The following is a 26,281-nucleotide window of genomic DNA, read 5'->3' on the forward strand; positions in this document are numbered from 1 at the left end:
CACCGCCGTCGGTCCAGGCCCGTCCCCCAACTCCCGGGAGCACTCGTGTCACCGATCCGCAGATCCCGTCCGGCCGGCGCCGCCCTCGCCGCCGCCCTGCTGCTCGCCACCGGCTGCTCCGGCGGACACGGCGGCGCCCGCGCCGCGGGGGGCGGCGCCGGCACGGTGAAGATCGGGCTGCTGGCCTCGCTCTCCGGCACGTACAAGGCGGTCGGCACCGATCTGCTGGACGGCTTCCAGCTCTACCTGGACACCCACGACGGCCGGCTCGGCGGTCACCCGGTCGACCTGGTGACCGCCGACGAGGGCGACGGTGCGCCGACCGCCCTCCCCGCCGCCACCAAGCTGGTCAAGCAGGACAAGGTGCTCGCCGTCACCGGGGTGGTCGGAGCCGGCTCGGTCGCCGCGATCTCGCCGCTGCTCGGCGAGGCGGGGATCCCGCTGGTCAGCTCGAACGGCCGCCCCGCGGTCAAGGACGTCAGCCGGCAGTGGAGCACCAGTTTCATGTCCGACGAGCCGGGGGCGGCGATCGCCCAGTACGTGCGCGACACCGTCGACGGCCCGGTCTACGCCATCGGCCCCGACTACCAGGGCGGCTGGGACGAGCTGCGCGGCTTCACCGACGCGTTCGGCAAGGCGGGCGGGCAGCTCGCCGATCCCGGCGGCAAGACCGTGTTCACGCCGTTCCCGGGCACCACCGACTTCACCCCGTACTTCAACAAGATCAAGAACTCCAAGGCCAAGGCGGTGTACTGCTTCTACGCCGGCAGCGCCGCGGTCGACTTCGTCAAGCAGTACGCCCAGTCCGACCTGGCCGGCACCCCGCTGTACGCCGCCGGGTTCCTCACCGAGGGCGGCGTGCTGAACGCCCAGGGCGACGCGGCCAAGGGCATCCGCTCGGTGCTCAACTACGCGCCCGACCTCGACAACGCGGCCAACCGCGCGTTCGTCTCGGCCTGGCAGTCCAAGCACCAGTCCCCGCCCACCACCTACGCGATGGCCTCCTACGACGCCGCGGCCGTGCTCGACAAGGCGATCGGCGCGGCGGGCGAACGGCTCGACCCCCAGACGCTGAACACCGCGATCTCCGGGCTCGGCCAGATCGACAGCCCCCGCGGCACCTGGCAGTTCGGCAGCAACACCCACTCGCCGGTCCAGAAGTGGTACCTGCGCGAGGTCAGGAGCGACGGCCGGGCCCTGTCCAACCAGACCGTCCAGGACCTCGCCACCATCGGGAACTGACCGGCACCGGAGAGGGGGGCCGATGGGCCTGATCGACGCGCACCTGGTCCCGGCCGTGGACGGCGTCGCCTACGGGCTGCTGCTGTACGTCGCCGCAGCCGGGCTGACCCTGGCGTTCGGCACCGGCGACGTCCTCAACCTCGCCCACGGCACCCTCTACGCCGTCGGCGCGTACACCGCCGCCGCCCTCTCCGACGGCACCTGGGCCGGGCTGCTGCTCGCCCTGGCCGCCGGCACCGCGGCGGCCGGCGCCGGCGGCGGGCTGCTGGCCGCGCTCACCGCACCGCTGCGCCGACGCGGCCACCTCGCCCAGGCGCTGCTCACCGCCGGGGTGGCGCTGGTCGGCGGCGACCTGCTCGGCACGGCCGCCGGGCCGGACGACCTGCCGGTCGCGCTGCCGGCGGCCCTGGACGGCAGCGCCGACCTCGGCGGGCACCGCTACCCGGTCTACCGGCTGGTGTTCATCCTGGTGGCGGCGGCCCTGGCCGCGGCCGGGCAGCTGTTCCTGCGGCGCACCAGGGCCGGGCTGCTGCTGCGCGCCACCGTGGACGACGCCGCGATGGTCGCGGGCCTGGGCACCGACCCGCGGCTGGTGCACGCCGCCGTCCTGACCGGCGCCGGGGCGCTCGCCGGCCTCGCCGGCGTCCTCGGGGCGCCTATCATCGGCCCGGGTCCGCGCACGGCGGAGACCGTCCTGCTGCTCTCGCTGGTCGTCGTGGTGCTGGGCCGCCCGGGCTCGGTGCTGGGCGCACTGGCGGCGGCGGTGGCCGTGGGCGAGGTGCAGACCCTCGGCGTCGACCTGGCGTCCGGCCTCGCCCCCTACCTGCTGTTCGCGGCCATGGCCGGGGCGCTGGTGCTGCGCCGCGGCACCGGCGCCGGAGCCGGAGCACCCGGATGACCGGCGCCATGGTGCCGTACGGCGGTGCCGGTGTGCTGCGCCCGGTCGGGTGGGCCCTGCTGCTGACCGCGCTCGCACTGTTCGGCGTGCCCGCGCTGGTCGACGGGTCGATGCTCGTCCTGCTCGCCCCCGTCCCCGCACTCGGCCTGGTCGCCGTCGGCGTCACGGTGCTCACCGGCCGGGCCGGCCTGCCCAGCCTCGGCCAGGCCGCGCCGTACGCGGTCGGCGCCTACACCAGTGCCCTGCTCGGCCGCGCGGGCCTGGACACCGGGCCGCTCCAGGCCGCCGCCGCGGCGCTGGCGGCCGCGCTGTTCGCCCTGCTGACCGGACCGGTCGTGGCCCGCACCCGGGGCGTCACGGCACTGATGACCACCCTGGCCCTGGGCGAGCTCACCGCCACCGCGGCGGCCCGGTGGAGCACCCTCACCGGCGGCAGCGACGGCCTGGCCGGCATCCCGCCGGTGCGTCTGCCGTGGGACGCCGCACCGCTGACCGGCGACACCGACGTCTTCCGGTACGCGGTCGCGGTCGCCGCCTGCGCGGTGACCGCGACGGTCCTGGCCCTGCGCTCGCCGGTCGGACTGCTGCTCGCCGGGTGCCGGGACCACGAGGCCCGGATGCTGGCCGACGGCCACCGGGTCGGCCGGGTGCTGGTCGGCGCCCAGGTCTGGGCCGGCGCGCTCGCCGGCCTGGGCGGGCACCTGCTGGTCGCCGTGCAGCGCTACGTCTCCCCCGCCGACGTCGGCTTCACCACCTCCTCGCTCGCCCTGCTGGCCGCGGTGCTCGGCGGCGCGGCCTCACCGCTCGGCGCGCTGGCCGGCGCCGCGCTCGTCCTGACCACCCGGGACCAGCTCGCCGCCCCCTGGCCGGGCCACGGCCCCCTGCTGCTCGGGGGGCTGTTCGTCGCCGCCGTCTACCTGCTGCCCCGCGGGCTGGCCGGCGTCCGCCCGCCCCGGCTCCCCCATCCGCGCCGTCCGGCCGCCGCCGGCCGCCCGCCCCGTCCGAACCCCCCGGAGGCCGGCCCGTGACCACCCTGCTCAGCCTCGACCGGGTGACCCGCCGCTACGGCGCCCTGGTCGCCGTCGACCGGCTCGACCTGACCGTCCGGCCCGGCGCCCGCCATGCCGTGATCGGCCCGAACGGCGCCGGCAAGTCCACCCTGCTCGGTCTGGTGGCCGGTACGGTCGCCCCGTCGGCCGGCCGGATCCTCCTGGACCGGCAGGACATCACCGGCGCCGACCCCGCCCGGCGGTCCCGCCTCGGCATCGCCCGCACCTTCCAGCGGCCCGCGGTCCTCAGCAGCCTGAGCGCCCTGGACAACGTGGCGCTGGCCGCCTGGCGGCACACCGAACTGCGCGGCCTGTGGCGCCCGCGCCGCTACCGCGACCTCGGGCACCGCTGCCACGACCAGCTCGACCGGGTCGGCATCGCCCACCTGGCCGCCCGGCCCGCCGGCGAACTCTCGCACGGCCAGCAGCGGTTGGTGGAGATCGCGGCCGCGCTCGCCGCCCGGCCCCGGCTCCTGCTGCTGGACGAGCCTGCGGCCGGCCTGGCCGAGGAGGACACCGACCGGCTGGTGACGGTCCTGCGCCAGGTGCCCGCCGAGGTCGCCGTGCTCCTGGTCGAGCACAACCTCGACTTCGTCAACGCGCTGGCCACCCGGGTCACCGTCCTGCACGAGGGCCGGCCGATCGCCGACGGCACGCCGGAGCAGATCGCCGCCGACCCCGCCACGCGGGAGGCCTACCTCGGCCACCGGCCCGGGTGAGGGCCGTGCTGGAGACGCACCGGCTACGGGCCGGTCACCACGGCGGCACCGTGCTGCACGGCGTGGACCTGACCGTCGAGCCCTCCACCGTGCACGCCCTCCTCGGGCCCAACGGCGCCGGCAAGACCACCCTGCTGAACACCCTGGCCGGCCTCGTCCCGGTGCGGGCGGGCCGGATCACCCTCGCCGGGACGGACCTCACCCGGCTGCCCGCACACCGCCGCGCCCGGGCCGGCATCGGCCTCGTCCCGCAGGGCCGCCGGGTGTTCGCCTCCCTGACGGTGGCCGAGCACCTCGCGGTCTGCCACCGCCGTCGGCCGACCGCCTGGGCACCCGCCCGGATCCTCGACCTGCTGCCCCGGCTCGGCGAGCGGCTGCACCAGCGCGCCGACCGTCTCTCCGGCGGCGAGCAGCAGATGCTCGCCCTCGCCCGCACCCTGCTCGGCGGCCCCCGCGTCCTGCTGCTCGACGAACCCGCCGAAGGCCTGGCCCCGACGCTCGCGGCCGAGGTGCTCGCCCTGGCGGGCCGGCTGGCCGCCGACGGCCTGGCCGTCCTGCTCGCCGCGCCGCGCCCGGCCCAGGCGCTGCCCGTCGCCGACCGGGTCACCGTCCTCGACGCCGGACGGATCACGCTCGCCCTGGACGGCGCCGCCGCGCGCCGGGACCCGGCCGCCGTCCTCACCGCCCTCGGCCCGGCGGCCCACCGAGCAGCACAGCACCCGGCCCAGCGAGCAGCACAGCACCCGACCCACCGAGCAGCACAGCACCCGACCCACCGAGCAGCGCAGCACCCGACCCACCGAGCACCACGGGAGACGCCCCGATGACGACCGCCGTCCGCTACGCCTTCGACAACCGGGCCGAGGAGGCCGTGGACCAGCTCCGGGTGCTGGAGGAGGCCCTCGACCCGATCACCACCGGCCACCTGGACCGGCTCGGGGTCCCGGCCGGCGCCCACTGCTGGGAGGTCGGCGCGGGCGCCGGGTCGATCGCCCGGCTGCTCGCCGAACGGGTCGGCCCCACCGGCTCGGTGACCGCCACCGACCTCGACCCGACCCGACTGGCCGGGGCCGGCGGCTCCGTCCTCGTCCGCCGCCACGACGTCCGCTCCGAGCAGCCGCCCGGCGGGCCGTTCGACCTGATCCACGCCCGCCTGCTCCTGCTCCACCTGCCCGAGCGCCAGGAGGTGCTGGCCACCCTGGCGGGGGCGCTGCGGCCCGGCGGCGTGCTGCTGGTCGAGGAGTTCGACCGCAGCCCGCTCACCGTGCTCGGCACGGCCGCACCGGACGAGGCGGCCCTGTTCTCCCGGGTGGTCGACGCCCTCCTGACCGTCCTCGGGGACCGGGGCGCGGACCTGGACTGGGGGCGCCGGGTCCACGGGGCGATGACCGGACTCGGCCTGACCGGGGTCCGCACCTCCGTGCACGCCGAGAGCTGGTCCCACGACGGCGGCGCCCGGCTGCACGAGATCAACTCGCGCCAGCTCCAGGGCCCCCTGCTGGCCGCCGGTGTCACCCCCGACGAGCTGACCCGGTTCCGCGCGCTGGTCCGCCGGCCGGGCTTCGACGCGCTGTCCTACACCCTGGTCTCGACCTCGGGCCGCCGGCCCGGATGAGTCACCGACCCGAGGGTCGCCGGCCCGGACGAGCCACCCGTCCGAACACGCCGGCGGGCGCCCGGGATTGCGCTACGAGGCGGTAATGTCACCCCGTCCGGGCCCGGTAATAACGATTCGCTACCGGGCCTTTCTCGTTTCCCGGACCGGCCATAGTCTGCGTCCGTGTCGATCTTTCGAAGGCTTCGAAACTCCGGTCCGCGCCTGGTCCCAGAACTCGACGACCGAAATCTCGGCAGGGTCCGCAAGCAACTGGACAGCCCCCCGATGCCGGGTCTGACCGATATTCAGGTCGACCAGGTGGAGCGGGTCATTCAGGAGGCCGGAAACGACTGGGACCGACGGGCGCACCGATTCTCGGTGCTCTCGGAATCCGCCGCGGATTCCGGTCTCGCCCGGTGCTGGCTCCGGCGGCGGCAGCGCAGCGGCGAGGCACTGACCTTCTCGGCCCGGGTCGAGCTGGTGCGCGGCCGGCGGGCCGGCGCGATGGAGGACGCCCGCGCGGCGGCCGACGACTGTTACCGTGCCGCGGAACTGCAGCCGAACGATCCGACACCGTGGGTCGTACTGCTGGGAATTCTGCGGCTCCTGAGATGCAATCAGCAGGACGTGTTCAAGGCCTGGCACGAGGTGACCACCCGCGACGCCTGGCACCGCGAGGCGCATTTCCAGATGCTGCGCTACCTGTCCCCGGAAGAGTGCGGTTCCCACAGTCAGTTGCTCGACTTCGTCGATTCCGTCCGCGCACGGATTCCGGCCGCCACCCCGGCCGTCCCCGCCGTGGGACTGGAACTCGCGGCGGCCGTCGACCACCACCACCGGACGGTCTCCCGGGGCGGCGTCGACGCCCTGCTGGCCCGGCGCCAGTGGACGAACGCGCGCGCCGAGTCCGCCCTGCAGCGGGCGCTCCTCGACTGGACCTCCCCCGGCCGTCTCGGCCACGCCACGGCCCTGGCCGACCTCAACATGCTGGCGTACGCGCTGGTGCAGGCCAACCGCCTCCCGGAGGCCGCGGCGGTGTTCGAGGCGATCGACGGCACCGTCACGCCCTGGCCGTGGGGGCTGAACGGCGACCCGGTCCAGCAGTTCACCTCCTGGCAGGCGCAGGTCCTGCGCTGAGCCGCCGCGCGCACGGACGTCCCGCGCCGAACCGGCCCGCGCCGAACCGACCGGCACCGGGCCGGCCCCCACGGGCGGGCCCGGACGGGCCCGTCAGGCGACGTGCCAGGTGAGCACGGCGGTGTGCACCTGCCCGGCGGTCTGGAACTGCAGGAAGACCCGCCAGTCGCCGGACTCGCCGATCATCGCGTCGAAGCTCAGCGTCGGGCCGCCGTGGTCCCCGTCGACGACGTTCTTGGGGTGGAGGTGGGCCAGCGCCTGGTTCCCCGCGCGGAAGGCGCTCAGGTGCGCGTAGCTCTCCAGGTACGGCTGGAGGTCGGTGACCGGCCGGCCGTCCCGGCTGACCGTGACGGTGAGCGGGTGGATCATCCCGGCCGCCGACCCCTCCTGGAGCGAGACCGTGTAGCCGTCGACCTCGGTGCTGCCGGCCGCCGCGGGCAGCGGCACCGCGAGGACCGCACCGGGCACCGTGACCACCCGGCTGAAGACCAGCTCGGTGCCCCGGTGGGGGCCGGTGTTCGGGGTGAACGAGGCGTACAGCCGCCAGTCGCCCGGTTCGAGGGCGGCCAGGTCGGCGGTCCAGGTGCCGTCGGCGGCCATCGTCGGGTGCAGGTGCTGGTACCCGGTGAGGTCCGAGCGGATCGCGTAGAAGTGCAGCTTCTTGGTCTGCACCACCGCGAAGTCGGTGATCGGCAGACCGTCCGGCCCCACCAGGGTGAACGGGTAGCCCGTCGCCCCGCCGGCCGGGAGCGTGCCGACGGGCGATTCCATCCGGTAGCCGTCGAGCTCGGGGGCGAGCCCCTCGCCGGCCGCCATGCCGGACATCGCCGCCGTCGCCGGCATCTCCGAGGCGCCGTGGTCCATGCCCGCCATGGAATGCACGGCATCGTGCGCCGGGTGGCCGGGCTCCGGGGACGGTCCGGACATCCCGAGCGCGAGGACGAGCGCTCCGGTCGCACCGGCCACCACGGCCGCCCAGCGGAACGTCGAACGGGGAGAAGCGAACATCGGCAGGTCTTTCCGGTACGGCGCGCCCCGGGGAGCGCGTGGATCGGCGGGCGCGGAGCGGGGCCGGTCTCCGCGCGGAACCGGCCCCGCAGTACAGGAGACCCCGCACCGGTACGGCGATAACGGAAAATCCGGAGCCCGCGCGACCGGCCGCTCGTGAGATGCGGGGCCGGGGGCCGGATGGAAGGCTCGTGGCCAGGCCCGGGGCCGCGGAGGGCTGGTCCGCCTCCGGTCGGGGCCGTCACCGGGTCCAGGTCACCGGTTCCAGGTCCGGGTCCAGGGGGAAGTCCGAGAAAGGCGAGGTCTCCGCATGTCGTTCGTCACCGTCGGCCGGGAGAACAGCAGCTCCATCGACATCTACTACGAGGACCACGGCAGCGGGCAGCCGGTGGTCCTGATCCACGGCTACCCGCTGAACGGCCACTCCTGGGAGAAGCAGGAGCGGGTGCTGCTGGAGGCCGGGTACCGGGTCATCACCTACGACCGGCGGGGCTTCGGGCAGTCCAGCCAGCCCACCACCGGGTACGACTACGACACCTTCGCGGCGGACCTGAAGACGCTCCTGGAGCACCTGGACCTGAACGACGTCGTCCTCGTCGGCTTCTCGATGGGCACCGGCGAGGTCACCCGCTACCTGGGCACCCACGGCTCGGCGCGGGTCAGCAAGGCCGTGCTGATGGGTGCCATCCCGCCGTTCCTGCTGAAGACCGACGACAATCCCGAGGGCGTGGACGCGTCGGTGTTCGACGGCATCAAGGCGGCGGTGCTCAAGGACCGGCCGGCGTACTTCAAGGCCTTCCTGGACGACTTCTACAACGTCGACACCTACGGCGGCACCCGGATCAGCACCGAGGCCTGGCAGAACAGCTTCAACGTGGCCGTCGCGGCCTCGGCCTGGGCGGCGCACGCCTGCGTCGACACCTGGCTGACCGACTTCCGGGCCGACCTGCCGAGGATCGACGTGCCGGTGCTGCTCGTGCACGGCAACGCGGACCGCATCCTGCCCTACGGCAACACCGCCGAACGGCTGCCGGGCCTGATCAAGGACCTGACCTTCGTCACGGTGGAGGGCGGCCCGCACAACATCGCCTGGACGCACCCCGAGGAGGTCAACCGGGCGCTGATGGACTTCCTGGGGAAGTGACCGGGTCCGGCGGCCGGAGGACGCGATGGGGAGGGACGCCGCCACCCACGGCCTGCTGGTGCTCGCGGCCGGCGGCGCGAACGCCTTCGGCTTCCTCGCCCTGGGCGGGGTCTTCACCAGCGTGGTCACCGCCAACTCCGCCGTGCTCGGCCTGAGCCTGGGCGGCGCCCACCCGGACGCCGCCCGGCTGGTCGCCCTGGCGCTGCTCGGGTACGGCGCCGGGGCCGCCGCGGGCAGCCTGGCGACCGGCGGCCGGGGCCGGCGGCCCGCCCTGGGCCTGCGGGGCGGGCTGCTGCTGGAGACGCTCGCGGTGTGGCTGGTGGCGGCGGCCTGGCTGGGCTGGGGCGGGGCCCCGGACCCGGCCCAGCGCGCGACGCTGCTGTTCCTGACCGCCGTCGCGATGGGCTGCCAGAACGGCAGCGTCCGCGCCACCGGCAGCGAGGCCACCACGGCCTACCTCACCGGTACGGTCACCACGGCCATCGCCGCCCTGGTGACCCGGGGACGGGCGGCGCGGCAGAGCGCGGGCTCCGTACTGCTCTTCGTCGCGGGGGCGGCGGCGGTGGGCGCGGCCTTCCGCTGGCTGCACCCGGCCGCCCCGCTGCTGCCCGCGCTGCTGGTCACGGCGGCGCTCCGGACCTCCTGGCCGGTGGCGCGCCGGAGCCCGGAGGTCAGTCCCGGTGGGTCTCGGCGACCGCCCTGACCCGCCGGCGGACCAGGAACCAGCCGCCGACCAGCGCGGCCGCGATCAGCGGCAGGCAGGCGACGGTGGTGCGGCCCACGCCGCCGTCCAGCCACATCAGCACCACGACGGCGGCCAGGAAGCAGAGCGTGACGATCTGGGTGTACGGGGCCCAGGGCAGCCGGTAGCCCGGCCGGGTGACCCGGCCGTCCGCCGCGCGCCGCCAGAACAGCAGCGAGCAGATCATGATCATGGCCCAGGTGCCGAGGATCCCGATCGACGCGAAGTTGACGACCAGCTCGAACGCCTCGCCGGGCATGACGTAGTTCAGCACCACCCCGAGGACGCCGAAGCCGGCCGTGAGCAGGATGCCGCCGTAGGGCACGCCGCCCTTGTTCATCACACCGGTGAAGCGCGGCGCCGAGCCGGACAGCGACATCGAACGCAGGATGCGGCCGGTGGAGTACAGCCCGGAGTTCAGGCTGGAGAGTGCGGCGGTGAGGACCACCAGGTTCATCACGCCGGCCGCGCCGGGGACGCCCAGCTTCTCGAAGACCGTCACGAACGGGCTGCGGCCCGCGGAGTACGCGGTGTGGGGGAGCAGCAGCGCGAGCAGGACGACCGAGCCGACGTAGAACAGGCCGACCCGCCACATGATCGAGTTGATCGCCTTCGGCATGATCTTCTCGGGGTTCTCGGTCTCGCCCGCCGCGACTCCGCACAGCTCGACGGAGGCGTACGCGAAGACCACGCCCTGGACCAGCAGCAGCATCGGCATCATGCCCCCGGGGAAGATGCCGCCGTTGTCGGTGATGGTGGCCAGGCCGGGGGTGTGGCCGCCGATGTCGTGCCGGGTGACGATCAGGAAGATGCCGACCAGCATGAAGCTGACGAGCGCGGCGACCTTGATGATCGCGAACCAGAACTCCATCTCGCCGAAGTACTTCACCGAGATCAGGTTGGCCGTGAGCACCACCGCGAGGGCGATGAGGGCCAGGATCCACTGCGGGACGCTGCTGAACATCGCCCAGAAGTGGGCGTACGTCGCGGCGGCCGTGATGTCCGCGATGGCGGTGGTGGACCAGTTGAGGAAGTACAGCCAGCCCGCCGTGTAGGCGCCCTTCTCGCCCATGAACTCGCGGGCGTAGGAGACGAACGCGCCGGAGGACGGCCGGTACAGGACCAGCTCGCCGAGCGCGCGCACCACGAAGAAGGCGAAGGCTCCGCAGACCGCGTACGCGATGAACAGGGAGGGGCCCGCGTCCGCCATGCGGCCGCCGGCGCCGAGGAAGAGCCCGGTGCCGATCGCACCGCCGATGGCGATCATGTTGACGTGGCGGGACTTCAGGTCCTTGCGGTACCCGGCGTCGCCCGCGTCGACGGGCCGGGACGGCGCCGTCGGCGCCCCGGCGGACGGGCGGGCCGCAGTCGATGTGCGGTCACTCATGGAGTTGTTTTCGCCTTCGTGAGGGGACGGGACTTCCTGCTCCGCCCGGCGCGACGTGATGAGGGTGGTCACGGTGGCGCGGGCCGACGGCACATCCTGGCCGCAAGGGGGGCCCGGCAGCAGTAGCCAATGTCACGTTCGGGGATGATTTGCGCAAGATCTGAGCTTTCTCCGCCGTTCGGGGGGTCCCGGGGCCGGTCCGGCCGCTCCGGCGCCGGTCGGGAACACCCGGGGCGGCCCGGAGGTTGTCCGCTGGAGTACGCCCCTGCCCCCGGACAGACCGAAGGACCTCCCGTGAGCCTCTACGACATCCCGCTGCGCACCCTCGCCGGCGAGCCGACCTCGCTCGCCGACCACAAGGGCAAGGCCCTGCTGCTGGTGAACGTCGCCTCCAAGTGCGGCCTGACCCCGCAGTACGCCGGCCTGGAGCGGCTGCAGCAGCGCTACGCCGACCGCGGTTTCACGGTGCTCGGCTTCCCCTGCAACCAGTTCGCCGGTCAGGAGCCCGGTACCGAGGAGGAGATCCAGACCTTCTGCTCCACCACCTACGGCGTCTCCTTCCCGCTGTTCGAGAAGGTCGAGGTGAACGGTGGCGACCGGCACCCGCTGTACGCCCGCCTGACCGAGGTGGCCGACGCCGAGGGCGTCGCCGGCGACGTCCAGTGGAACTTCGAGAAGTTCCTGCTCGCCGCGGACGGCACGGTGGCCGGCCGGTTCCGCCCGCGCACCGAGCCGGAGGCCGACGAGCTGGTGGCCGCCATCGAGGCGCAGCTGCCTGCCTGACCCTCCGCGGGTTCGACCTCCGGGGCCGCCGCGGCCGACGCGGCGGCCCCGCGTGCGTGCGGCGCGGCGCCGGACACCCCGGCCGCGGTGGCCAGGTCCCGAGTCGGTGACAGGTGTGCAACTACCGGACGACCTGCGGGCGTCACGGGGAAGTACTGGCTGCACACTGTCAGTGGGGGCGGGCAGGATCGGCGTGGTCCTGTCGACGCAGGGAGGGGAACGCGCGATGACGACGACACAGACCGAGACCGTGCACGGGCTGTTCGAGGAGCAGGTCCGCCGGGCACCACGGGCCCCGGCCGCGGTGTGCGGCACGGAGCGGCTCTCGTACGGTGAACTCGACGCGCGGGCCAACCGGTTGGCGCACCGGCTGGTCGAGCTCGGGGTGGGGCCCGAGCGGCCGGCGGCGGTGGCGCTGGGGCGGGGGCCCGAGCTGCTGACGGCGGTGCTCGCGGTGCTGAAGGCCGGCGGGGCGTACGTGCCGCTGGAGCCGACCGGGCCGGACCGGATGATCCGCCACGTGCTGACCGACGCCGACCCGGTGGTGGTGGTCACCGAGGAGGTGTACCGGGTGCGCCTGACGGACGCGACCGACCGTCCGGTGCTCTGTCTCGACACCGCGGCCGCGGAGCTGGCCGGTCTGCCGTCGACCGCGCCGGACGTCCGGGCCCGCGGCGTCGACGTGGCGTGCGTCTTCTACACCTCCGGTTCGACCGGCGATCCGAAGGGCGCCCGGATCGAGCACCGCAACCTGCTGCACGCCTACCGGGGCTGGCAGGAGGTGTACCGGCTGAGCGAGTCCGACCGGATCCTGCAGACCGCCACGCTGGAGTTCGACGTCTTCACCGCGGACTGGCTGCGGGCGCTGGGCACCGGCGCCACGCTGGTGATGGCCCGGCGCAACTACACCCTGGACCGCACGGCCGAACTCCGGGAGCTGCACGAGCTGGTGATCGGCGAGCGGATCACCGTGATGGAGACCAACGTCCACCTGCTGCGCCGGCTCTTCGAGTACCTCCAGCCGCTCGGGCTGGAGCTGGGGTCGGTGCGGCTGCTCTCGGTGGGTGCCGAGAAGTGGTACCTGGACGAGCAGTTGCGGATCCAGCGCTACCTCGGCCCCGGGGTCCGGCACATCAACGTGTACGGGGTCGCCGAGGCCGCCGTGGACAGCACCTACTTCGACCCGGCGACGCTGGCGGACCCTCCGGAGCACGCCGAGCGGGTCTCCCTGATCGGCGTGCCGTTCCCGGGGAACCGGGTGCACCTGCTGGACGCCGAGGGCGAGCCGGTGCCGCCGGGCGAGGTCGGCGAGATCTGCCTGTCCGGGCCGGGGGTCGGCCGCGGATACCTGAACCGGCCGAAGCTGACCGCGGACCGCTTCTACGCCGACCGCCGGCACCCCGAAGTCCGGCTGTACCGCACGGGCGACCTGGGGCGGCTGCGGCCGGACGGGATCCTGGAGTTCGTCGGCCGCGACCTCGGCCCGGAGACGGTCGCCGCGGCCGAGGTCGAGGCGGTGCTGCGCGGCCACCCGGACGTCCGGGAGTGCACCGTCACGGCCGTCCCGCGGGAGCCGCGACCCGGGCCGGTCCTGGTGGCGTACGCGGTGCCGGTGGCCGGCCGCACGCTGGACCCGTGGGCGCTGCGGTCGTACCTGGCGGCCCGGCTGCCGGCCGGGTCCGTGCCGGAGGCGGTGGTGCCGCTGTTCGAGCTGCCCCTCACCCGGGCGGGCAAGCTCGACCGGGCAGCCCTGCCGGTGCCCGCGGCGGGCGTCGGGAGCGCCGGCTCCCCGGGGTCCGCCGGATCCGTCAAGGCCGGCCGGGCCGGCGGTGCCAAGGGCGCCGGGGTCTGGGCGGACTCCGCCCCGGGTCCGGCGTCCTGGATCGCGGTCACGGCGGTGTTCGCGCTGCTGTCCCGGTTGTTCACCGAGCCGATCTGGCCGGGGTCGACCGACGTCGGCCTGGTGCCGGAGCCGTGGGCACTGGTGTTCCAACTGCTCTACCTGGGCGAGTCGATCGGCTTCGGGCTGGGCGTGGCCGTGCTGTTCCTGGGCGGGCGGATGCTGTCCCGGCTCGGCCGGCCGGAGGGGCTGACGCTGCTGACCCGGCTGGCCCTGGTGTGGCTGCTGGCCTCCTGGTGGCCGCAGGACAACGCCTACCGGACCACGCCCCGGCACGACTGGGCCGCCCAGGGGATGCTGGCCGTAGTGTTCAACCTGGCGCTGATCGTGTCGGCGGCCGTGCTGGTGCGCTTCCTGGCCTGGCGGGCGCCCGCCCACCCGAAGGCGCTCTGATCCGGCGCCAGGCGCCCACGGCGCCAGGCGCCCACGGCGCCAGGGGCCCACGGCGCCAGGGGCCCACGGTGTCAGGGGCCTCCGGTGTCAGGAGGCCCGCCGTCAGGGGCCCCGGCGTCAGGACCGTGGCTCCAGGGCCTCGAACGGGTCGCCGAGCGCCAGGTTCGCGGACCGCACCACCGCCTCGGCCGCGTCCAGTGCGTCCGGCGCGGCCGGGCCGGCGGCGGCCAGCGCGATCCCCACCGTGGGCTCCGGCTCCGACCCCGTGGTGGGGATGGTCGGCAGCAGGGTGGCGCCGAACGGCGCGCAGCGCCGGGCGAGGCGCTCCAGGTGGGCCAGCAGCGGCTGCGGGCCCAGGCGGGCGCCGAGCGGCAGCCGGTCGAGGGTCCGCACCAGGTGTCCGGGGCCGCGCACGGCGTCCAGCCGGGTCTTGAGCATGAAGGCGACGGCGGGGCCGGTGAGCCGGAGGTTGGTCTCGGTGGGCGCCGGCCGGCCGGTGCGGTCGGTGACGAAGTCGACGTCGTACCAGCCGCGGTGGCCGGCGCGGGCCAGTTCGCGGCCGACGGCCAGTCCGAACGCGGCGACGGTGTCGGCCAGCCCCCGGGGTACCAGACCGGGGCCGACGGTGGCGCCGCGGTAGCCGGTGCCCTCGACGTCCATCAGGCCCACCCCGACCGGGTGGACCGACCCGTCGTCGGCGACCACCCCGTCGAAGGTCGGATGGCGCAGCCGGCCGCCGCCGTCCACGTACTCCTCGACCAGCAGCGGTTCGCCGGGCGGCAGGACCTGGTGCTCGGTCAGCCGGCGCAGCAGTGACCTCGCCCCGCCGGCCAGGGTGACCTGTTCGGGGGTCAGGAGGGCGGTGCCGAAGCCGCCGACGCCGTGCCTGGCCTTGAGGACGGTGGTGCGGCCGCCGGCGGCGCGGGCCGCGACCAGCCGGGCGAGCCGGCGACCGGGTTCGACGGCCTGCTGGGCCGGGACGCGGACGCCCGGGTGACCGGGGGCGATCCGGGCGAACAGGGCGTGCGACTCGTCCTTGGCCTCGTACCGGCGGACGGCGGCGAGCGCCGGGTCGTCGGGGGCGCCGGCGGGGCCGTCGGGGCCACTGCGCCCCCAGCGGCGGACCGGCAGGCCGAGGCCGTCGATCCGCTGCCGCAGGGCGGGCCGGGCGGCCAGCGCCGGGGCCATCAGCCCGTCCCCGGCGAGGCCGCTGTGCAGTTCCACGGCCGACCAGCCCAGTTCGCGTTCCAGCAGTCGCAGCCACCCCTCCTCCACCTCGTGCGGCAGCACCAGGACGGCGGGGTGCGGGCTGTAGAAGGCCGCCAGGCAGGAGTAGTGGTGGCCCTGGCGCCTGCTGCCGGCGGACTGCGGGAGGAACTGCGCGTTGAAGTCGGCGACGTCGCCGATGTGGACGGCCCGGCCGCCGGCCGCCCAGGCCTCGGTCCACGTTGCTGCTCGCATCCGTCGAGGGTACGGCCGGCGTGCCCCCGCCGGGCCGGTGCCGGGGAAATCCGGCGCCGCGGCCCGACGGTCCGTCAGGCCTCGCCCGGGTGCCAGGCCGGCCACTCCCAGGGCCGGTCCTCCCAGCGGACGAGCTGCGGGTCGTGCGGGTCGAGGTCGGGGAAGAAGTGCCTGATCTCGGGTTCGAACTCCTCGGGGGCCAGCGGCTTCCAGCCCGCGCCCTTGAAGTGGACCAGCCGGTAGCGGCTGTCCGTCCGGAACTCGGCGATCTCGACCAGCGGTTCCACGTCCAGTTGCCTGCTCGCGTCCATTCTGCGCTCCCTGTCTGCGGCGGTGTCCATGGCGGTGTTCGCGACGGTGTCCATGAGGTTCTCCATCCCGTCAGGATCGTCGCGGTCCACGCGGGGCGCATCCGTGCCTCGGCCGGGTGGACGCACCCGGTCGGCCGTTCCGCAACCGCCGGTCCGTCGTTGGGCACGGCGGGCCCGGCCGGGGCACGGCCGGGCCGGACGGCGTGGAGGAGCACGATGGACGAGCAGTGGCAGCCACCCTGGCAGTACGCGTGGGAGGAGCGGCCCGCCGAGCCGGCGGCCGCGCCCCCGCCCACGCCCCCGCCCACGCCGTGGGAGCCGGAGCTCACCCCGCCGCGCCGGCATCCGCCCCGGGCGGCGCGGATCGCGGTCCTGCTCGGCGGCGCGATGGTGCTGGGCGGGCTGCTGGCCACCTGCGGGCCGCTCGCCGCGGAGGACACCGGCGAGCTGGTCGGCGGGAGCGCCACCGACGGGCCCGCCCCGGCCCCGCTGGCGCCGCCACCACCCTCCGTACCCGTGGCGGACCCGGTGCTGGTCGAACGGGTCGGCGCCCCGGCCGGGCCGTCGGCGGCGCGCACGCCCGGCCCGTCCCCGTCGGCCTCCGCCTCCGCCTCGGCCTCGGCCCGCTCCTCCCCCGCCGCGCGGCCGACCCCGTCGGCCCACCGGTCACCGAGCGGCGGCGCCGGCACCCGGCCGAAGCCGAGTCCCTCGCTCCCGCTGCTCTCCGGTCTGGGGGTCTGCACGCAGGCCGAGCGGCTCGGCCAGTGGCAGCCGGGTTCGGAGCAGGCGCGGGCCTGCCACGACCTGTACGGCGGCTGAGGCCGCTCCGGCCGGCACCGCCGTCGCGTACCGTGCATGGGGAGCCGCGCCGCGGGTATGCGGCCCGTACGCGGGAGGAGACCGTCATGGGCAGAGGGGTACCGGCCGGGCGCCGGCCGGGCCGGGGTGTGCGCGGGCTGAACGGTGCGGCCGTCTCCCGCTCCGCCTGGGGGCTGTACCGGGAGACCCGCAGGCCGGGCGCCCCCGGGCTCGGCTCCCGGGTGGTGGCGCTGCCGGGCCTGGTCGGGGACGTGCTGCGGCACCGGTACCCCGGCGTGGGGCCGGGCAAGCTGGTGGGCCTGGGGCTGTTCGCGGCGCTGTACCTGCTCAGCCCGGTCGACGTGCTGCCGGACGTCTTCCCGGTGGTGGGCTGGACGGACGACACCGCCGTGCTGCTCTGGTTCCTGACCGGGCTGACCCGGGAGTCGGGCCGCTACGTCGAGTGGCGCCGCGGCGACCGGCCGGACGCCGTGTAGGGCTGGTCGGACGAGCCCCGGCGCGGTGGGCCCTCAGAGCGCCTTGGTGAGCCGCTCGAACCGCAGGTCGGCGCGGCGCGGCACGCCGAACCGCTCGTCGCCGTAGGGGAAGGGCGAGTAGTCACCGGTGCGGTGGTAGCCCCGCCGCTCGTACCAGGCGATCAGGTCGGCGCGCTGCTCGATCACCGTCATCTCCAGCTCGGCGGCGCCCCACTCCTCGCGGGCCAGCCGCTCGGCGCGGGACAGCACCTCGCGGCCCAGCCCGCCGCCCTGCCGCTCGGGCCGGACGGAGAACAGCCCGAAGTACGCGGTGTCCGCGCGGCGCTCCAGCTGGCAGCAGGCCAGCAGCTCGCCGTCGCGTTCGGCGAGCAGGATCACGGAGCCCTCGCGGGCGATCACGTCGGCGACCAGCTCGGCGTCGGTCCGCCGGCCGTCCAGCAGGTCGGCCTCGCTGGTCCAGCCCGCCCGGCTCGCCTCGCCGCGGTAGGCGGACTCGACGAGAGTCACCAGGGCGGGGACATCGGCCGGTCCGGCGGTTCGGAAGTTCAGCTCGCTCGTCACGTTCGATGCTCCAGTTCTCCGGTCGGTGGCAAGCCTCCACGGGTACTGCGCCGCCATCGTGCCACAGCCGCGGCGACCGTCCCAGGGGGCGTTCCAAGCGGCGGACAACGGCCCCGGAACGGGCCGCCCGCGGTGCGCGGGCCACAATGGGCGGATGAGATCGATCATGGCCGTGGCCGGGCTCGCCCTGCTGGGCGTCACCATCGCGAGCATCCTGCGCACCCTGGTGGTGCCGCGGGGCCTCTACTCGTCCCTGGTGAACCGGCTGTGGACGGTGCTGCGCACCCTGCTGCGGCTGCTCGCCGCGCCGTTCGGCGGCTACCGGACGCTCGACCGGCTGCAGACCTGGCTCGCCCCGCTGATCCTGGTCTGCACGCTCGGCTGCTGGCTGCTGGCCACCCTGGCCGCGTACACGCTGCTGCTCTTCGGCACCTCGGACCTCGCCTGGGGCGTCTGTTTCCGGGAGGCCGGATCCAGCCTCTTCACCCTGGGCTTCGCCAGCGGCGACCGGCTCCGGCTGTCGGCGCTGGACTTCCTGGCCGCCGCGACCGGTCCGCTGATCATCGCGCTGCTGATCGGCTACCTGCCGACCCTGTACGGCGCCTACAACCGGCGGGAGGTGGAGGTCACCCTGCTGCAGTCCCGGGCGGGGGCCCCGGCCTGGGGCCCGGAGCTGCTGGCCCGGCAGGCGCTGGTCGGCACCGAGACCGCGTTGCCCGACCTCTACCGCGACTGGGAGCGGCTGGCGGCGGACATCGGCGAGGGCCACTCCAACTACCCGGTGCTGCTGTCGTTCCGCTCCCCGCATCCGCACCGCAACTGGGTGGTCGCCCTGATCGCGGTGCTGGACGCCGCCGCGATGCAGCTCGCCCTCGACCCGCGCAGCGCCCCGCCGGAGGCCCGGCTGGTGCTGCGCGCGGGCTTCACGGCGATGCGGGACATCGCCGACGCGCTGCGGATCGGCTACGACCCCGATCCCGATCCGGACGGCCCGATCCGGCTGGGTTTCGCCGAGTTCGACGCCGCCGTCGAGATGGTGACCGCCACCGGCTTCCCGGCGGAACGCGACGCCGCCGAGGCCTGGCCGCACTTCCGGGGCTGGCGGGTCAACTACGAGGCCATCGGCTACGAGCTGGCCCGGCGCAGCGACGCGGTGCCCTCGCTGTGGACCGGCCCGCGGGACTTCCCGGCCGTCCCGATCCCGCCCAGCCGGCCGGCCGACCGCCGCCCGAAACGGGCCTGACCCCGCGGGGCCGGGCGCCTCGGCCCGCCGCCTCAGAGGGCCAGGCCGCTGCCGCTGTCCAGGGCGCGCTCGGCGCCCGCGAGGATCTCCACCACCCGCGCCCCGAAGGCCGCGTCGCAGGGGTGCGCCGGCCCGCCGGCGGCGGCCGTGTGCAGGGCGTCGATCGCCCGGCCGTAGGCCTCGGCCGGGCCCTCGTTGCGGGCGGGCATCCTGGTCAGGCCGGCCGTCCCGCGCAGTTCGAGCCCGACGCCGTCGACGGCCGCCTCGGGCGGGGTGCTCAGGCTCAGGGTGAGGGTCGAGCTGGCGCCCGCGGCGTGCCGGAGCACCAGGTGGACGGTGTCGCCGGGGCCGCCGGCCGCGGTGACGTGCTCGACGTCCCCGAGGACGGGCAGCAGCATGGACAGCGCGTGCGGGCCGACGTCCCACAGCGCGCCCTTCTCCCTGCGCCACGGCGAGGCCGCGTACGGGCTGTCGGGCGAGGTGAAGACGGCGCCCAGCCACTCGCAGCGGGCCGTGAACCAGCCGTCCCGCGCCGTCTGGTCGGCCAGCCACCGGGACTGCTCCGCGTTGAAGCGCAGGGTGAAGAAGACCACCGACGCCACGCCCCGCGCGGCGGCCGTATCGGCGAGCGTGCGGGCCGCGGCGGGCTCCAGCGCGACGGGCTTGTCGAGCAGCAGGTGGCGTCCGGCCCGCGCCGCGCGCAGCGCCAGCTCGCCCTGGACGGACGGCGGCAGCGCGACGGCCACCGCGTCCACCGCGGCGAGCAGCTCGTCCAGGTCCTCGTACACCGGCACACCGTGCGGCGCGGCCAGCTCGGCCGCCGCCGCGGGCCGCCGGCCCCAGACGCCGGCGAACTCCGTCCCCGGGTGGGCGGCCAGCGCGGGCGCGTGCACCCGGTGGGCCCACGGCCCGGTGCCGAGCAGTCCGATCCTCATGGCGGCGGCTCTCTCAGCTCTCGACGCGGATCAGGGTGAAACCGTCGTAGCCCTTGACGCCGACCGTCTGGACGGAGGTGGCGGTGACCCGCGGCTCGGCGGCGATCAGCTCGTGCAGCTTGCGGACGCCGAGCACGGCGGCGTCGGTGGAGGCGGCGTCGGCGACCTTGCCGCCGCGCACCACGTTGTCGACCACGATCAGCGCGCCGGGGCGGGTCAGCCGCAGGGCCCACTCGAAGTAGACCGGGTTGCTCGGCTTGTCGGCGTCCACGAAGACGAAGTCGAACGGCTCGGTGTCCTCCTCGGCCAGCCGGGCCAGGGTGTCGACGGCGCGGCCGACCCTGACCTCGGCCCGCCCGGCGAGCCCGGCGCGCTCCAGGTTGGCCTCGGCGACCTCGGCGTGGGCCGGGTCGATCTCCAGGGTGACCAGCGTGCCGTCGGCGGGCAGGGCCCGGCCGAGCCAGATGGTGCTGTAGCCGCCGAGGGTGCCGATCTCCAGGATCCGTCGGGCTCCCCGGGTGGCGGCCAGCAGCTGGAGCAGCTTGCCCTGGTTGGGGGCGACGTTGATCTGCGGGAGCCCGGCGTCGTCGGCGGCGGCCAGCGCGCCCTCCAGCACCTCGTCCGGGCCGATCAGCACCTCGGAGAAGTAGTCGTCGACTGCCGTCCACTGCTGCTGGCTCATGGCCCCGCCTCCAGGCGTCCGCTCGGATGGATCGTCCGCAACCCTATCCGACCCCGGTGACAGTCGATCAGGTGCGGTCGGCGACCGGCTCGACGGGCGTGCCGCTCTTCCCGCCGACCACCTCGGGGTGGCCCTCCCTGGCCTTGGCCGCCCGGCGCTTCATCAGCCAGGCCGAGCCGCCGCCGACCAGCACGGCCGCCACCAGGCCGATCCAGGAGAAGCTCTTCAGCCACTTCTCGGCCACCTTGCCGACCTGGTAGACCAGCAGCGTGGTACCGCCGGCCCAGGCGACGCCGCCGAGCACGTTCGCGGTCAGGAACTTCCAGTACGGCATCCGCAGGGCGCCGGCCAGCGGGCCGGCGAAGATCCGCAGCAGGGCGACGAACCGGCCGAAGAAGACCGCCCACATGCCCCACTTCTGGAACGAGCGCTCGGCGCTCTCCAGGTGTTCGGCGCCGAAGTGCTTGGGGAACTTGCGGCCCAGCTTCTCGAACAGCGGCTTGCCGCCCTTGCGCCCGATCGAGTAGCCGATCGAGTCGCCGATGATCGCGCCGAGGATCGCGCAGATCGCCACCCACCACGGGCTGACGTGACCCTGCGCCGCCAGCAGCGCGGCCGAGACCAGGGCGATCTCGCCCGGCAGCGGGATGCCGAGGCTCTCCAGTCCGATGATCAGGCCGACGATGGCGTACACCGCGGCGGGCGAGACACCGTCGATCCACTGGTCGATGTGCAAGACGGACTACCTCCGTGAGCGTGGTGCGACGACTGCCGTGGTGCGAGAACGACCCCACGCGCGCGGATACGGCGAGGCTCCCCCCGGCGGACCAGCCTAACCGGTCCGGCTGCCCCGACCTCGAACGTCCCGGGGCCGCAGCAGGTTCCCGGCCCCGCAGGTCAGGGCCGGGGCGGGCCGGTGGACCACCCCGAGTACGGGCCCCGGATGCGCGAGCACGCCGCGCGCACCGGCCTCGGCCCCGAGGGCCTGGAGATCCGGCCGTCGGCCGCGTGCGTCCGCAGAATCCGCGGATTCGCAGTCCGACCGTGGTTCGGCAGCCTGAAGCGCACCCCCCTGTCCGGGTGGTTCCCGACGCTCCCGAGGAGTCCCGTGATCGAGCATCACGTCCGCGTCCACCCCAGTGCCGACCGCCTGCCGCGCGAGGACCAGCTCGCCTGGAAGCTCGCCTCGGTCGCCGTCGCATCGCTGCTGCGCAGGCCGGTGGCGGTGGCCCGCGCGCAGGCGCACGCCCACCGCGGCGCCCCGGGCGCGCGGGTCTTCGGCAGCCTGACCCGGGTCTCCCCCGCGTGGGCGGCGTGGGCCAACGGCACGGCGGTGCGCGAGCTGGACTTCCACGACACCTACCTCGCCGCGGACTACGCGCACCCCGGCGACGACATCCCGCCCCTGCTGGCCGACGCCCAGCACACCGGCCGCACCGGCGCCGACCTGCTGCGCGGCATCGTCCCGCCGGCCGCGTCGAAACGGCGCATCTCGGACCGCTGTCGGGGGTCCGCGTCGACCACCCGGACCCTGTGCCGGTCGTCGAGCCTGCGCACCAGCGCGGCTGCGGTGGCACTCCAGCGGCACCCGGGCCTGCACCTGCCCGGTGTTCGGGTCGAAGACGTCGCCGAAGCAGCCGGACGTGCCGCCGTGCTTGCCGGCGACGAAGTGGGTCGGTTCACGGATCATCGGTTCCTTCTCTCATCGGATGGGGAGAGGAGGAATGGAGGCCGTCGGTAACGGGCGGGCGCACGGTGGTGCGGCCCCGCGTCGCGTGGGCGGCGGCAACCGGCTGCCCGCAGGTGTGACGCCCGCTGCGGCGCCCACCGCCTACGGCTGCCCGGTACGGCCGGCGAACTCCAGGACGGTGACCGAAGGGCGGTGGGTGGACAGCGGCGGGACGGCGAGCGCGAGCGGCAGCAGTGCGCCGACCAGCCCACGCCCCCCGATCGGCCGTACGTCCCGAACCGCAGCCACCGCCTCACTGGCGGTCCGCAGCTTGGTCCGCTCGGCGGCATCCATCGCCCACGGCATCGGGGGCGCCTGATAGCCCCGGCTGCGCACCCTGCCGGACACGGTGAGCCGACCGAACCAGCGCGGCACGGCGTCCAGCACCAGCGATCCACCCGGGAAGCGCTCCGCACAGCCCGCGATCAGAGCCCGCACCTGGGGCGGCCGGAGGTACATCAACAGCCCCTGCGCGGTGACCAGTACGTCACGGTCCCGGGGGACCTCGTCGGCCCATCCGAACTCGTTGGCGTCGGCCGCGAGATAGCGCTGCCGCGGCCCGGGGGGCAGCAGCCGCTCGCGCAGCGCCACCGCCTCGGGCAGGTCCACGGTGAGCCAGCGGGCACGCCCGTTGTCGACCCGCCAGAACTGGGTCTCCAGGCCCTCCCCCAGGCAGACCACCGTGCCGCGCGGCTCCCGGAGCAGGAAGTCCGCCACCTCCCGGTCGAAGCAGCGCACCCGCAGGGCCTGCAACTGCGCCTGGGTGGCGCTGGTGCCGAACCGCTCCGCGAACGGGAAGTCGATCCGGTCGACCAGCTCGACCGCCTTGGGATCGAGCAGCACCGCGTCCGGCCGGCGGGCCTCGACGGCCCGCTGGTAGAGCGTCCACAGCGCGGTCTCCGGGACCGCTTCCAACTCGGCCCCGACCCGTGTCGACTGATCGCCCGTCATCGTCGTGCTCCTCCACCCGTCCGGTACTCCGGCATTGTGGCATCCTGTCGCCCGCTCGGCAGCGCGGGCGATCACCCCACGCTGAACGCGCCGTCCGGGGGCGGCGGCGAGTCCTCGGCGGTGGCGTCGGTGACCGGGCGGGCGCGGCCCGCCAGGGCCGCGAGTTCGTCCTCGTCGGTGAGCCGGGCGGGGAACGGGTCGGCGGCCAGCCGGCGGCTGAGCTCCCGGACCGGCAGCGGCGCCGTGGAGCCGATCAGCAGGATGTTGCCGTACCGGCGGCCGCGCAGCACCGGGGGCTCGGCGACCAGGCAGGTGTACGGGAAGGCCTGGCGCAGGGTGGCCGCCTGGGCCCTGGCGAAGGCCAGCGGCGGGCCGTCGGCCAGGTTGGCGGCGTAGCAGCCGCCGGGGCGCAGCGCGGCGGCGGCCAGCCGGAGGAACTCGACGGTGGTGAGGTGGGCGGGGGTGCGCGAGCCGTGGAAGACGTCGGCGACCAGCAGGTCCGCCGAGGCGGCGGGGGTGTCGGCGAGGGCGGCGCGGGCGTCACCGACGGTGACCTCGATGCCGTCCGGCCAGGGCAGCCGGTCGGCGACGAATCCGACCAGCCGGCCGTCCACCTCGACCACCCGCTGGCGGGAGCCGGGCCGGGTGGCGGCCAGGTAGCGGGGCAGGGTGAGGGCGCCGCCGCCGAGGTGCAGGGCGGTCAGCGGCTGCCCGGCGGGAGCGAGGGCGTCGGCCAGGTGGGCGAGTCGCTGGACGTACTCGAATTCGAGGTGGGTCGGGTCCGCGAGGTCGACGTAGGACTGCGGGGTGCCGTCGAGGGTGAGCAGCCAGCCGCCGTCCCGGTCGAGGTCGGGCATCAGCTTGGCGGTGCCGAGGTCGACCGGCCGTTCGACCGGGCGCGGCTCCTCGCCGGGTGCGCTCACGCGCCGTCCGCCGGGAGGTAGGCGGTCAGCCAGCGGTCGAGCTCGGTGAAGACGCGGGTCCTGACCTGCTCGCCGGAGAGCACCAGGTCGTGCATGCCGCCGTCGATCCGGACCACGGTGACGTTGTGCCCGAGCCGGGGGCCGAGCGCGGCGATGTCGTCGGCGCGCAGGACGGCGTCGGTGCGGTGCAGGGCCGGGTCCCAGCGGGTGGTGCTGGTGCTCGCGGTGGAGGCCATCAGCAGGATCGGGCACGTGATGCCCAGGCCGCGCCGGACCGCCCGGTGGCCGCGCTGGATCGCCGCGAGCCAGCCGGCGTAGAGCGGGAAGCCCTCGGCGGGCTTGAGGGTGAGGTCGAAGTCCCAGTCGCCGCGGTGGTCGCGGTGCAGGCTGTGCACGTAGTGCGGGTTGAGCGCGGAGGGGAGCTTGCGGGTGCCGGCGAGCCGTCCCATCGCCTCCACCGCGGGGGCGCCGAGCGTCCGGACGGCGGGCGCGGCGGGCATCGACAGGAACGGGCTGTTGAGGAAGAGCGCGTCGACCAGGCCGCGGGCGGAGCGGCGGTCGGCCCACAGCGCGGTGATCAGGCCGCCGGTGGAGTGGCCGTTGACGAGCAGCCGGGTGTGGCCGTCGACCTCGCGGATGATCCGGACGGCCTCGTCCAGCTCCTCGTCGTAGGCCGTCAGGTCGCGGACGAAGTTGGGCGACTGGTGGGTCCGCAGCGAGCGCCCGTACTTGCGCAGGTCGAGGGCGTAGAAGGAGTAGCCCGCCGCCGTGAAGTGGTCGGCCAGGTGGGTCTGGAAGAAGTAGTCGACGTAGCCGTGGACGTAGAGCACGGCCCGCTCGGCGCCGGGCACCAGCCGCCGGACGAGGGTGGCGCTGACGTCGCCCTCCTCGTCGGGGCGCAGCGGGAGGACGGCGGCCTCGTAGGGCTCGCCGAGGATGTCCGTGCGAAACTCCATGCTCTGGTCCGCGCCCCTCTGGATCCGTGCGGCGCCGCCGGTCCGTGCCGGGTCGCCGTGCCTGTGGTCCGACCCTACCGCCCGGTTCGGTTCCGGGCTCCGCCGGTGCCGGTCAACCGGCCCGGTGGCGCAGCAGGGCGGGGCGCAGCAGGGTGAGCGGTCCGGTCCAGTCGAAGGCGGTGCGGCCGCCGACCTCCGTGCCGCCGACCGGTGGCTGACCGCCGATCAGGACGCCGGCGGAGCGCAGCACGGCGAGGCTGGTCGGGTAGGCGGGGTGGGCGGCCTGGGCGGCGTTCAGGCAGGGCTGGACGGCGACGGGGGTGCCCAGGCCGAGGGCTTCGCAGAGGATGCCGAGGGCGAGGGTGTCGCTGATGCCGGCGGCCCACTTGTTGAGGGTGTTGAAGGTGGCGGGCGCGACGACGATCGCGTCCGGCGGGGGCAGCGGTCTGGGCTCGCCGGGCCGGCGCAGGGCGGAGCGGACCGGGTGGCCGGTCAGCCCCTCGATCGCGGGCCGGTCGAAGAAGCCGAGCGCGGTGGGGGTGGCCACCACGCCGACGCGCCAGCCCTCGGCACGGGCGGCGGTGACCAGCTCGCCGACGCCGCCGGCCACCCCGGCGGCGCAGACCACCACGTACAGGAAGGGTGCGCCGGCCGGGCCGGGCCCGGGGTCAGCCGCGCCCGGCATGCCACTCCTCGGCCAGCCGGCCGAAGATCACTTCGTCCAGGAAGGCGCCGTAGACCCAGGCCGAGCGCCGCAGGTGGCCCTCCTGGGTGAAGCCGGCCCGCAGGGCGGCGCCCTGCATGGCGGGGTTGTCGGCGAGGGTCTCGATGCCCAGCCGTTGCAGGCCGCGCACGGCGAAGCCGTACTCGCAGAGCGTGCGGACGACGTCCGTGCCCAGGCCCCGGCCGCGGAAGGACGGGCGCAGGGCGAGGCCGATGTGGCCGGTGCGGTTGTGCAGGTCGATGCCCCACAGGACGGCCTCGCCGGCGAGGTCGCCGGTGGCGAGTTCGACGACGGAGAAGACGGCGGCGCCGTCGTCGTCGTGCTTGCCGGGGGCGAACGGCGAGTGCGGGGCGGAGATCGGCCGCCAGGGCCGGGAGTCGCCGCGGGAGCGTCCGAGGACGTCCTCGTACAGCTCGGTGTGCAGGATGGGGACGTCCGCCTCGGTGCGGGCCCGCAGTGCGATCTTCTCGCCGGTCATCATGGTTCAGTGCTACCGGAGTTGGCGGAGGCG

General features: G+C 75.2%; 26 protein-coding genes and 2 pseudogenes. 15 read left to right on the top strand and 13 right to left on the bottom strand.

Features of this window, described 5'->3' with window-relative positions; translation table 11 throughout:
• Positions 1 to 45 precede the first annotated feature (45 nt).
• The 7 genes and pseudogenes from ACIOFR_RS10545 (at position 46) to ACIOFR_RS10575 (ending at position 6,642) form a co-directional block, all read left to right on the top strand.
• Positions 46 to 1,242 carry an ABC transporter substrate-binding protein gene (locus ACIOFR_RS10545; protein ID WP_400994576.1) on the top strand — a complete coding sequence of 399 codons (1,197 nt, stop codon included), beginning with the start codon at positions 46 to 48 and terminating at the stop codon, positions 1,240 to 1,242.
• A 22-nt stretch (positions 1,243 to 1,264) separates the two neighbouring features.
• Positions 1,265 to 2,140 carry a hypothetical protein gene (locus tag ACIOFR_RS10550; RefSeq protein ID WP_400994578.1) on the top strand — a complete coding sequence of 292 codons (876 nt, stop codon included), beginning with the start codon at positions 1,265 to 1,267 and terminating at the stop codon, positions 2,138 to 2,140.
• Positions 2,137 to 3,168, top strand: a complete 1,032-nt coding sequence (locus tag ACIOFR_RS10555) for a branched-chain amino acid ABC transporter permease (RefSeq protein WP_400994580.1) — start codon at positions 2,137 to 2,139, stop codon at positions 3,166 to 3,168. The genes ACIOFR_RS10550 and ACIOFR_RS10555 overlap by 4 nt, the downstream gene beginning before the upstream one ends.
• Positions 3,165 to 3,908: an ABC transporter ATP-binding protein gene (locus ACIOFR_RS10560; RefSeq protein WP_400994583.1), complete on the top strand. Its 744-nt coding sequence runs from the start codon at positions 3,165 to 3,167 to the stop codon at positions 3,906 to 3,908. Before ACIOFR_RS10555 ends, ACIOFR_RS10560 begins: the two co-directional genes overlap by 4 nt.
• A gap of 5 nt (positions 3,909 to 3,913) precedes the next feature.
• A pseudogene (locus ACIOFR_RS10565) lies at positions 3,914 to 4,597 on the top strand (ABC transporter ATP-binding protein); the annotation flags it as partial.
• 134 nt (positions 4,598 to 4,731) lie between these two features.
• Positions 4,732 to 5,523 carry a class I SAM-dependent methyltransferase gene (locus ACIOFR_RS10570; protein ID WP_400994586.1) on the top strand — a complete coding sequence of 264 codons (792 nt, stop codon included), beginning with the start codon at positions 4,732 to 4,734 and terminating at the stop codon, positions 5,521 to 5,523.
• 267 nt (positions 5,524 to 5,790) lie between these two features.
• Positions 5,791 to 6,642, top strand: coding sequence for a hypothetical protein (locus tag ACIOFR_RS10575; protein WP_400994589.1), 852 nt, complete (start codon positions 5,791 to 5,793; stop codon positions 6,640 to 6,642).
• A gap of 93 nt (positions 6,643 to 6,735) precedes the next feature.
• On the opposite strand, the gene ACIOFR_RS10580 is transcribed toward ACIOFR_RS10575, so the two are convergent.
• Positions 6,736 to 7,650, bottom strand: a complete 915-nt coding sequence (locus ACIOFR_RS10580) for a hypothetical protein (RefSeq protein ID WP_400994591.1) — start codon at positions 7,648 to 7,650, stop codon at positions 6,736 to 6,738.
• A 310-nt stretch (positions 7,651 to 7,960) separates the two neighbouring features.
• On the opposite strand from ACIOFR_RS10580, the gene ACIOFR_RS10585 reads away from it, so the two are divergent.
• Complete coding sequence (locus tag ACIOFR_RS10585) at positions 7,961 to 8,794, top strand: alpha/beta fold hydrolase (RefSeq protein ID WP_400994593.1); 834 nt, start codon at positions 7,961 to 7,963, stop codon at positions 8,792 to 8,794.
• A gap of 25 nt (positions 8,795 to 8,819) precedes the next feature.
• Positions 8,820 to 9,497, top strand: a complete 678-nt coding sequence (locus ACIOFR_RS10590) for a DUF1275 family protein (protein ID WP_400994596.1) — start codon at positions 8,820 to 8,822, stop codon at positions 9,495 to 9,497.
• On the opposite strand, the gene ACIOFR_RS10595 is transcribed toward ACIOFR_RS10590, so the two are convergent.
• Positions 9,466 to 10,923 carry an amino acid permease gene (locus tag ACIOFR_RS10595; RefSeq protein WP_400994598.1) on the bottom strand — a complete coding sequence of 486 codons (1,458 nt, stop codon included), beginning with the start codon at positions 10,921 to 10,923 and terminating at the stop codon, positions 9,466 to 9,468. The two genes, ACIOFR_RS10590 and ACIOFR_RS10595, sit on opposite strands and share 32 nt — an antisense overlap.
• Positions 10,924 to 11,217: 294 nt before the next feature.
• Between ACIOFR_RS10595 and ACIOFR_RS10600 the strand changes: the two genes are divergently transcribed.
• On the top strand, positions 11,218 to 11,706 hold the full coding sequence (locus ACIOFR_RS10600; RefSeq protein ID WP_400994601.1) for a glutathione peroxidase: 489 nt from the start codon (positions 11,218 to 11,220) through the stop codon (positions 11,704 to 11,706).
• Between the two features lie 226 nt (positions 11,707 to 11,932).
• Positions 11,933 to 13,999 carry an amino acid adenylation domain-containing protein gene (locus ACIOFR_RS10605; RefSeq protein WP_400994604.1) on the top strand — a complete coding sequence of 689 codons (2,067 nt, stop codon included), beginning with the start codon at positions 11,933 to 11,935 and terminating at the stop codon, positions 13,997 to 13,999.
• A gap of 117 nt (positions 14,000 to 14,116) precedes the next feature.
• Here the strand turns inward: ACIOFR_RS10605 and ACIOFR_RS10610 are convergent, their stop codons facing one another.
• Positions 14,117 to 15,460: a hypothetical protein gene (locus tag ACIOFR_RS10610; RefSeq protein WP_400994606.1), complete on the bottom strand. Its 1,344-nt coding sequence runs from the start codon at positions 15,458 to 15,460 to the stop codon at positions 14,117 to 14,119.
• A 74-nt stretch (positions 15,461 to 15,534) separates the two neighbouring features.
• The gene (locus tag ACIOFR_RS10615) at positions 15,535 to 15,837 is read right to left on the bottom strand and encodes a hypothetical protein (protein ID WP_400994608.1); all 303 of its coding nucleotides are present in this window, start codon (positions 15,835 to 15,837) and stop codon (positions 15,535 to 15,537) included.
• Positions 15,838 to 15,987: 150 nt separating this feature from the next.
• Here ACIOFR_RS10615 and ACIOFR_RS10620 point away from each other — a divergent pair, with 150 nt between their 5' ends.
• Both ACIOFR_RS10620 and ACIOFR_RS10625 read left to right on the top strand, forming a co-directional pair.
• Positions 15,988 to 16,590, top strand: a complete 603-nt coding sequence (locus ACIOFR_RS10620; RefSeq protein ID WP_400994611.1) for a hypothetical protein — start codon at positions 15,988 to 15,990, stop codon at positions 16,588 to 16,590.
• 86 nt (positions 16,591 to 16,676) lie between these two features.
• Positions 16,677 to 17,066 (top strand): YkvA family protein, encoded by a 390-nt coding sequence (locus ACIOFR_RS10625; protein WP_400994613.1) that lies wholly within the window; start codon positions 16,677 to 16,679, stop codon positions 17,064 to 17,066.
• A 33-nt stretch (positions 17,067 to 17,099) separates the two neighbouring features.
• Here the strand turns inward: ACIOFR_RS10625 and ACIOFR_RS10630 are convergent, their stop codons facing one another.
• Entirely contained in the window at positions 17,100 to 17,684 is a 585-nt protein-coding gene (locus tag ACIOFR_RS10630) for a GNAT family N-acetyltransferase (RefSeq protein WP_400994616.1), read from the bottom strand.
• 97 nt (positions 17,685 to 17,781) lie between these two features.
• Between ACIOFR_RS10630 and ACIOFR_RS10635 the strand changes: the two genes are divergently transcribed.
• Entirely contained in the window at positions 17,782 to 18,870 is a 1,089-nt protein-coding gene (locus ACIOFR_RS10635) for a hypothetical protein (RefSeq protein WP_400994618.1), read from the top strand.
• A gap of 32 nt (positions 18,871 to 18,902) precedes the next feature.
• Here ACIOFR_RS10635 and ACIOFR_RS10640 read toward each other — a convergent pair whose 3' ends face one another.
• From ACIOFR_RS10640 to ACIOFR_RS10650, 3 genes are all read right to left on the bottom strand, one after another.
• Positions 18,903 to 19,805 (bottom strand): Gfo/Idh/MocA family protein, encoded by a 903-nt coding sequence (locus ACIOFR_RS10640; RefSeq protein WP_400994620.1) that lies wholly within the window; start codon positions 19,803 to 19,805, stop codon positions 18,903 to 18,905.
• A 13-nt stretch (positions 19,806 to 19,818) separates the two neighbouring features.
• Positions 19,819 to 20,487, bottom strand: coding sequence for an O-methyltransferase (locus ACIOFR_RS10645; protein WP_400994623.1), 669 nt, complete (start codon positions 20,485 to 20,487; stop codon positions 19,819 to 19,821).
• 67 nt (positions 20,488 to 20,554) lie between these two features.
• Entirely contained in the window at positions 20,555 to 21,223 is a 669-nt protein-coding gene (locus ACIOFR_RS10650) for a DedA family protein (protein ID WP_400994625.1), read from the bottom strand.
• A gap of 372 nt (positions 21,224 to 21,595) precedes the next feature.
• Here ACIOFR_RS10650 and ACIOFR_RS10655 point away from each other — a divergent pair.
• Positions 21,596 to 21,952: pseudogene (locus ACIOFR_RS10655) on the top strand (MmgE/PrpD family protein); the annotation flags it as partial.
• Between the two features lie 366 nt (positions 21,953 to 22,318).
• Here ACIOFR_RS10655 and ACIOFR_RS10660 read toward each other — a convergent pair.
• From ACIOFR_RS10660 to ACIOFR_RS10680, 5 genes are all read right to left on the bottom strand, one after another.
• A complete protein-coding gene (locus ACIOFR_RS10660; RefSeq protein WP_400994628.1) occupies positions 22,319 to 23,167 on the bottom strand; it encodes a class I SAM-dependent methyltransferase in 849 nt (282 codons plus the stop codon).
• Between the two features lie 71 nt (positions 23,168 to 23,238).
• Positions 23,239 to 24,024, bottom strand: coding sequence for a spermidine synthase (locus tag ACIOFR_RS10665; protein ID WP_400994728.1), 786 nt, complete (start codon positions 24,022 to 24,024; stop codon positions 23,239 to 23,241).
• Positions 24,025 to 24,086: 62 nt separating this feature from the next.
• On the bottom strand, positions 24,087 to 25,046 hold the full coding sequence (locus ACIOFR_RS10670) for an alpha/beta hydrolase (RefSeq protein WP_400994630.1): 960 nt from the start codon (positions 25,044 to 25,046) through the stop codon (positions 24,087 to 24,089).
• Between the two features lie 112 nt (positions 25,047 to 25,158).
• On the bottom strand, positions 25,159 to 25,731 hold the full coding sequence (locus ACIOFR_RS10675; protein WP_400994633.1) for a flavoprotein: 573 nt from the start codon (positions 25,729 to 25,731) through the stop codon (positions 25,159 to 25,161).
• Complete coding sequence (locus tag ACIOFR_RS10680; RefSeq protein WP_400994635.1) at positions 25,715 to 26,251, bottom strand: GNAT family N-acetyltransferase; 537 nt, start codon at positions 26,249 to 26,251, stop codon at positions 25,715 to 25,717. The genes ACIOFR_RS10675 and ACIOFR_RS10680 overlap by 17 nt, the downstream gene beginning before the upstream one ends.
• Positions 26,252 to 26,281: the final 30 nt, after the last annotated feature.

This window comes from Kitasatospora sp. NPDC088346 (assembly GCF_044740765.1).
Lineage (GTDB): Bacteria > Actinomycetota > Actinomycetes > Streptomycetales > Streptomycetaceae > Kitasatospora.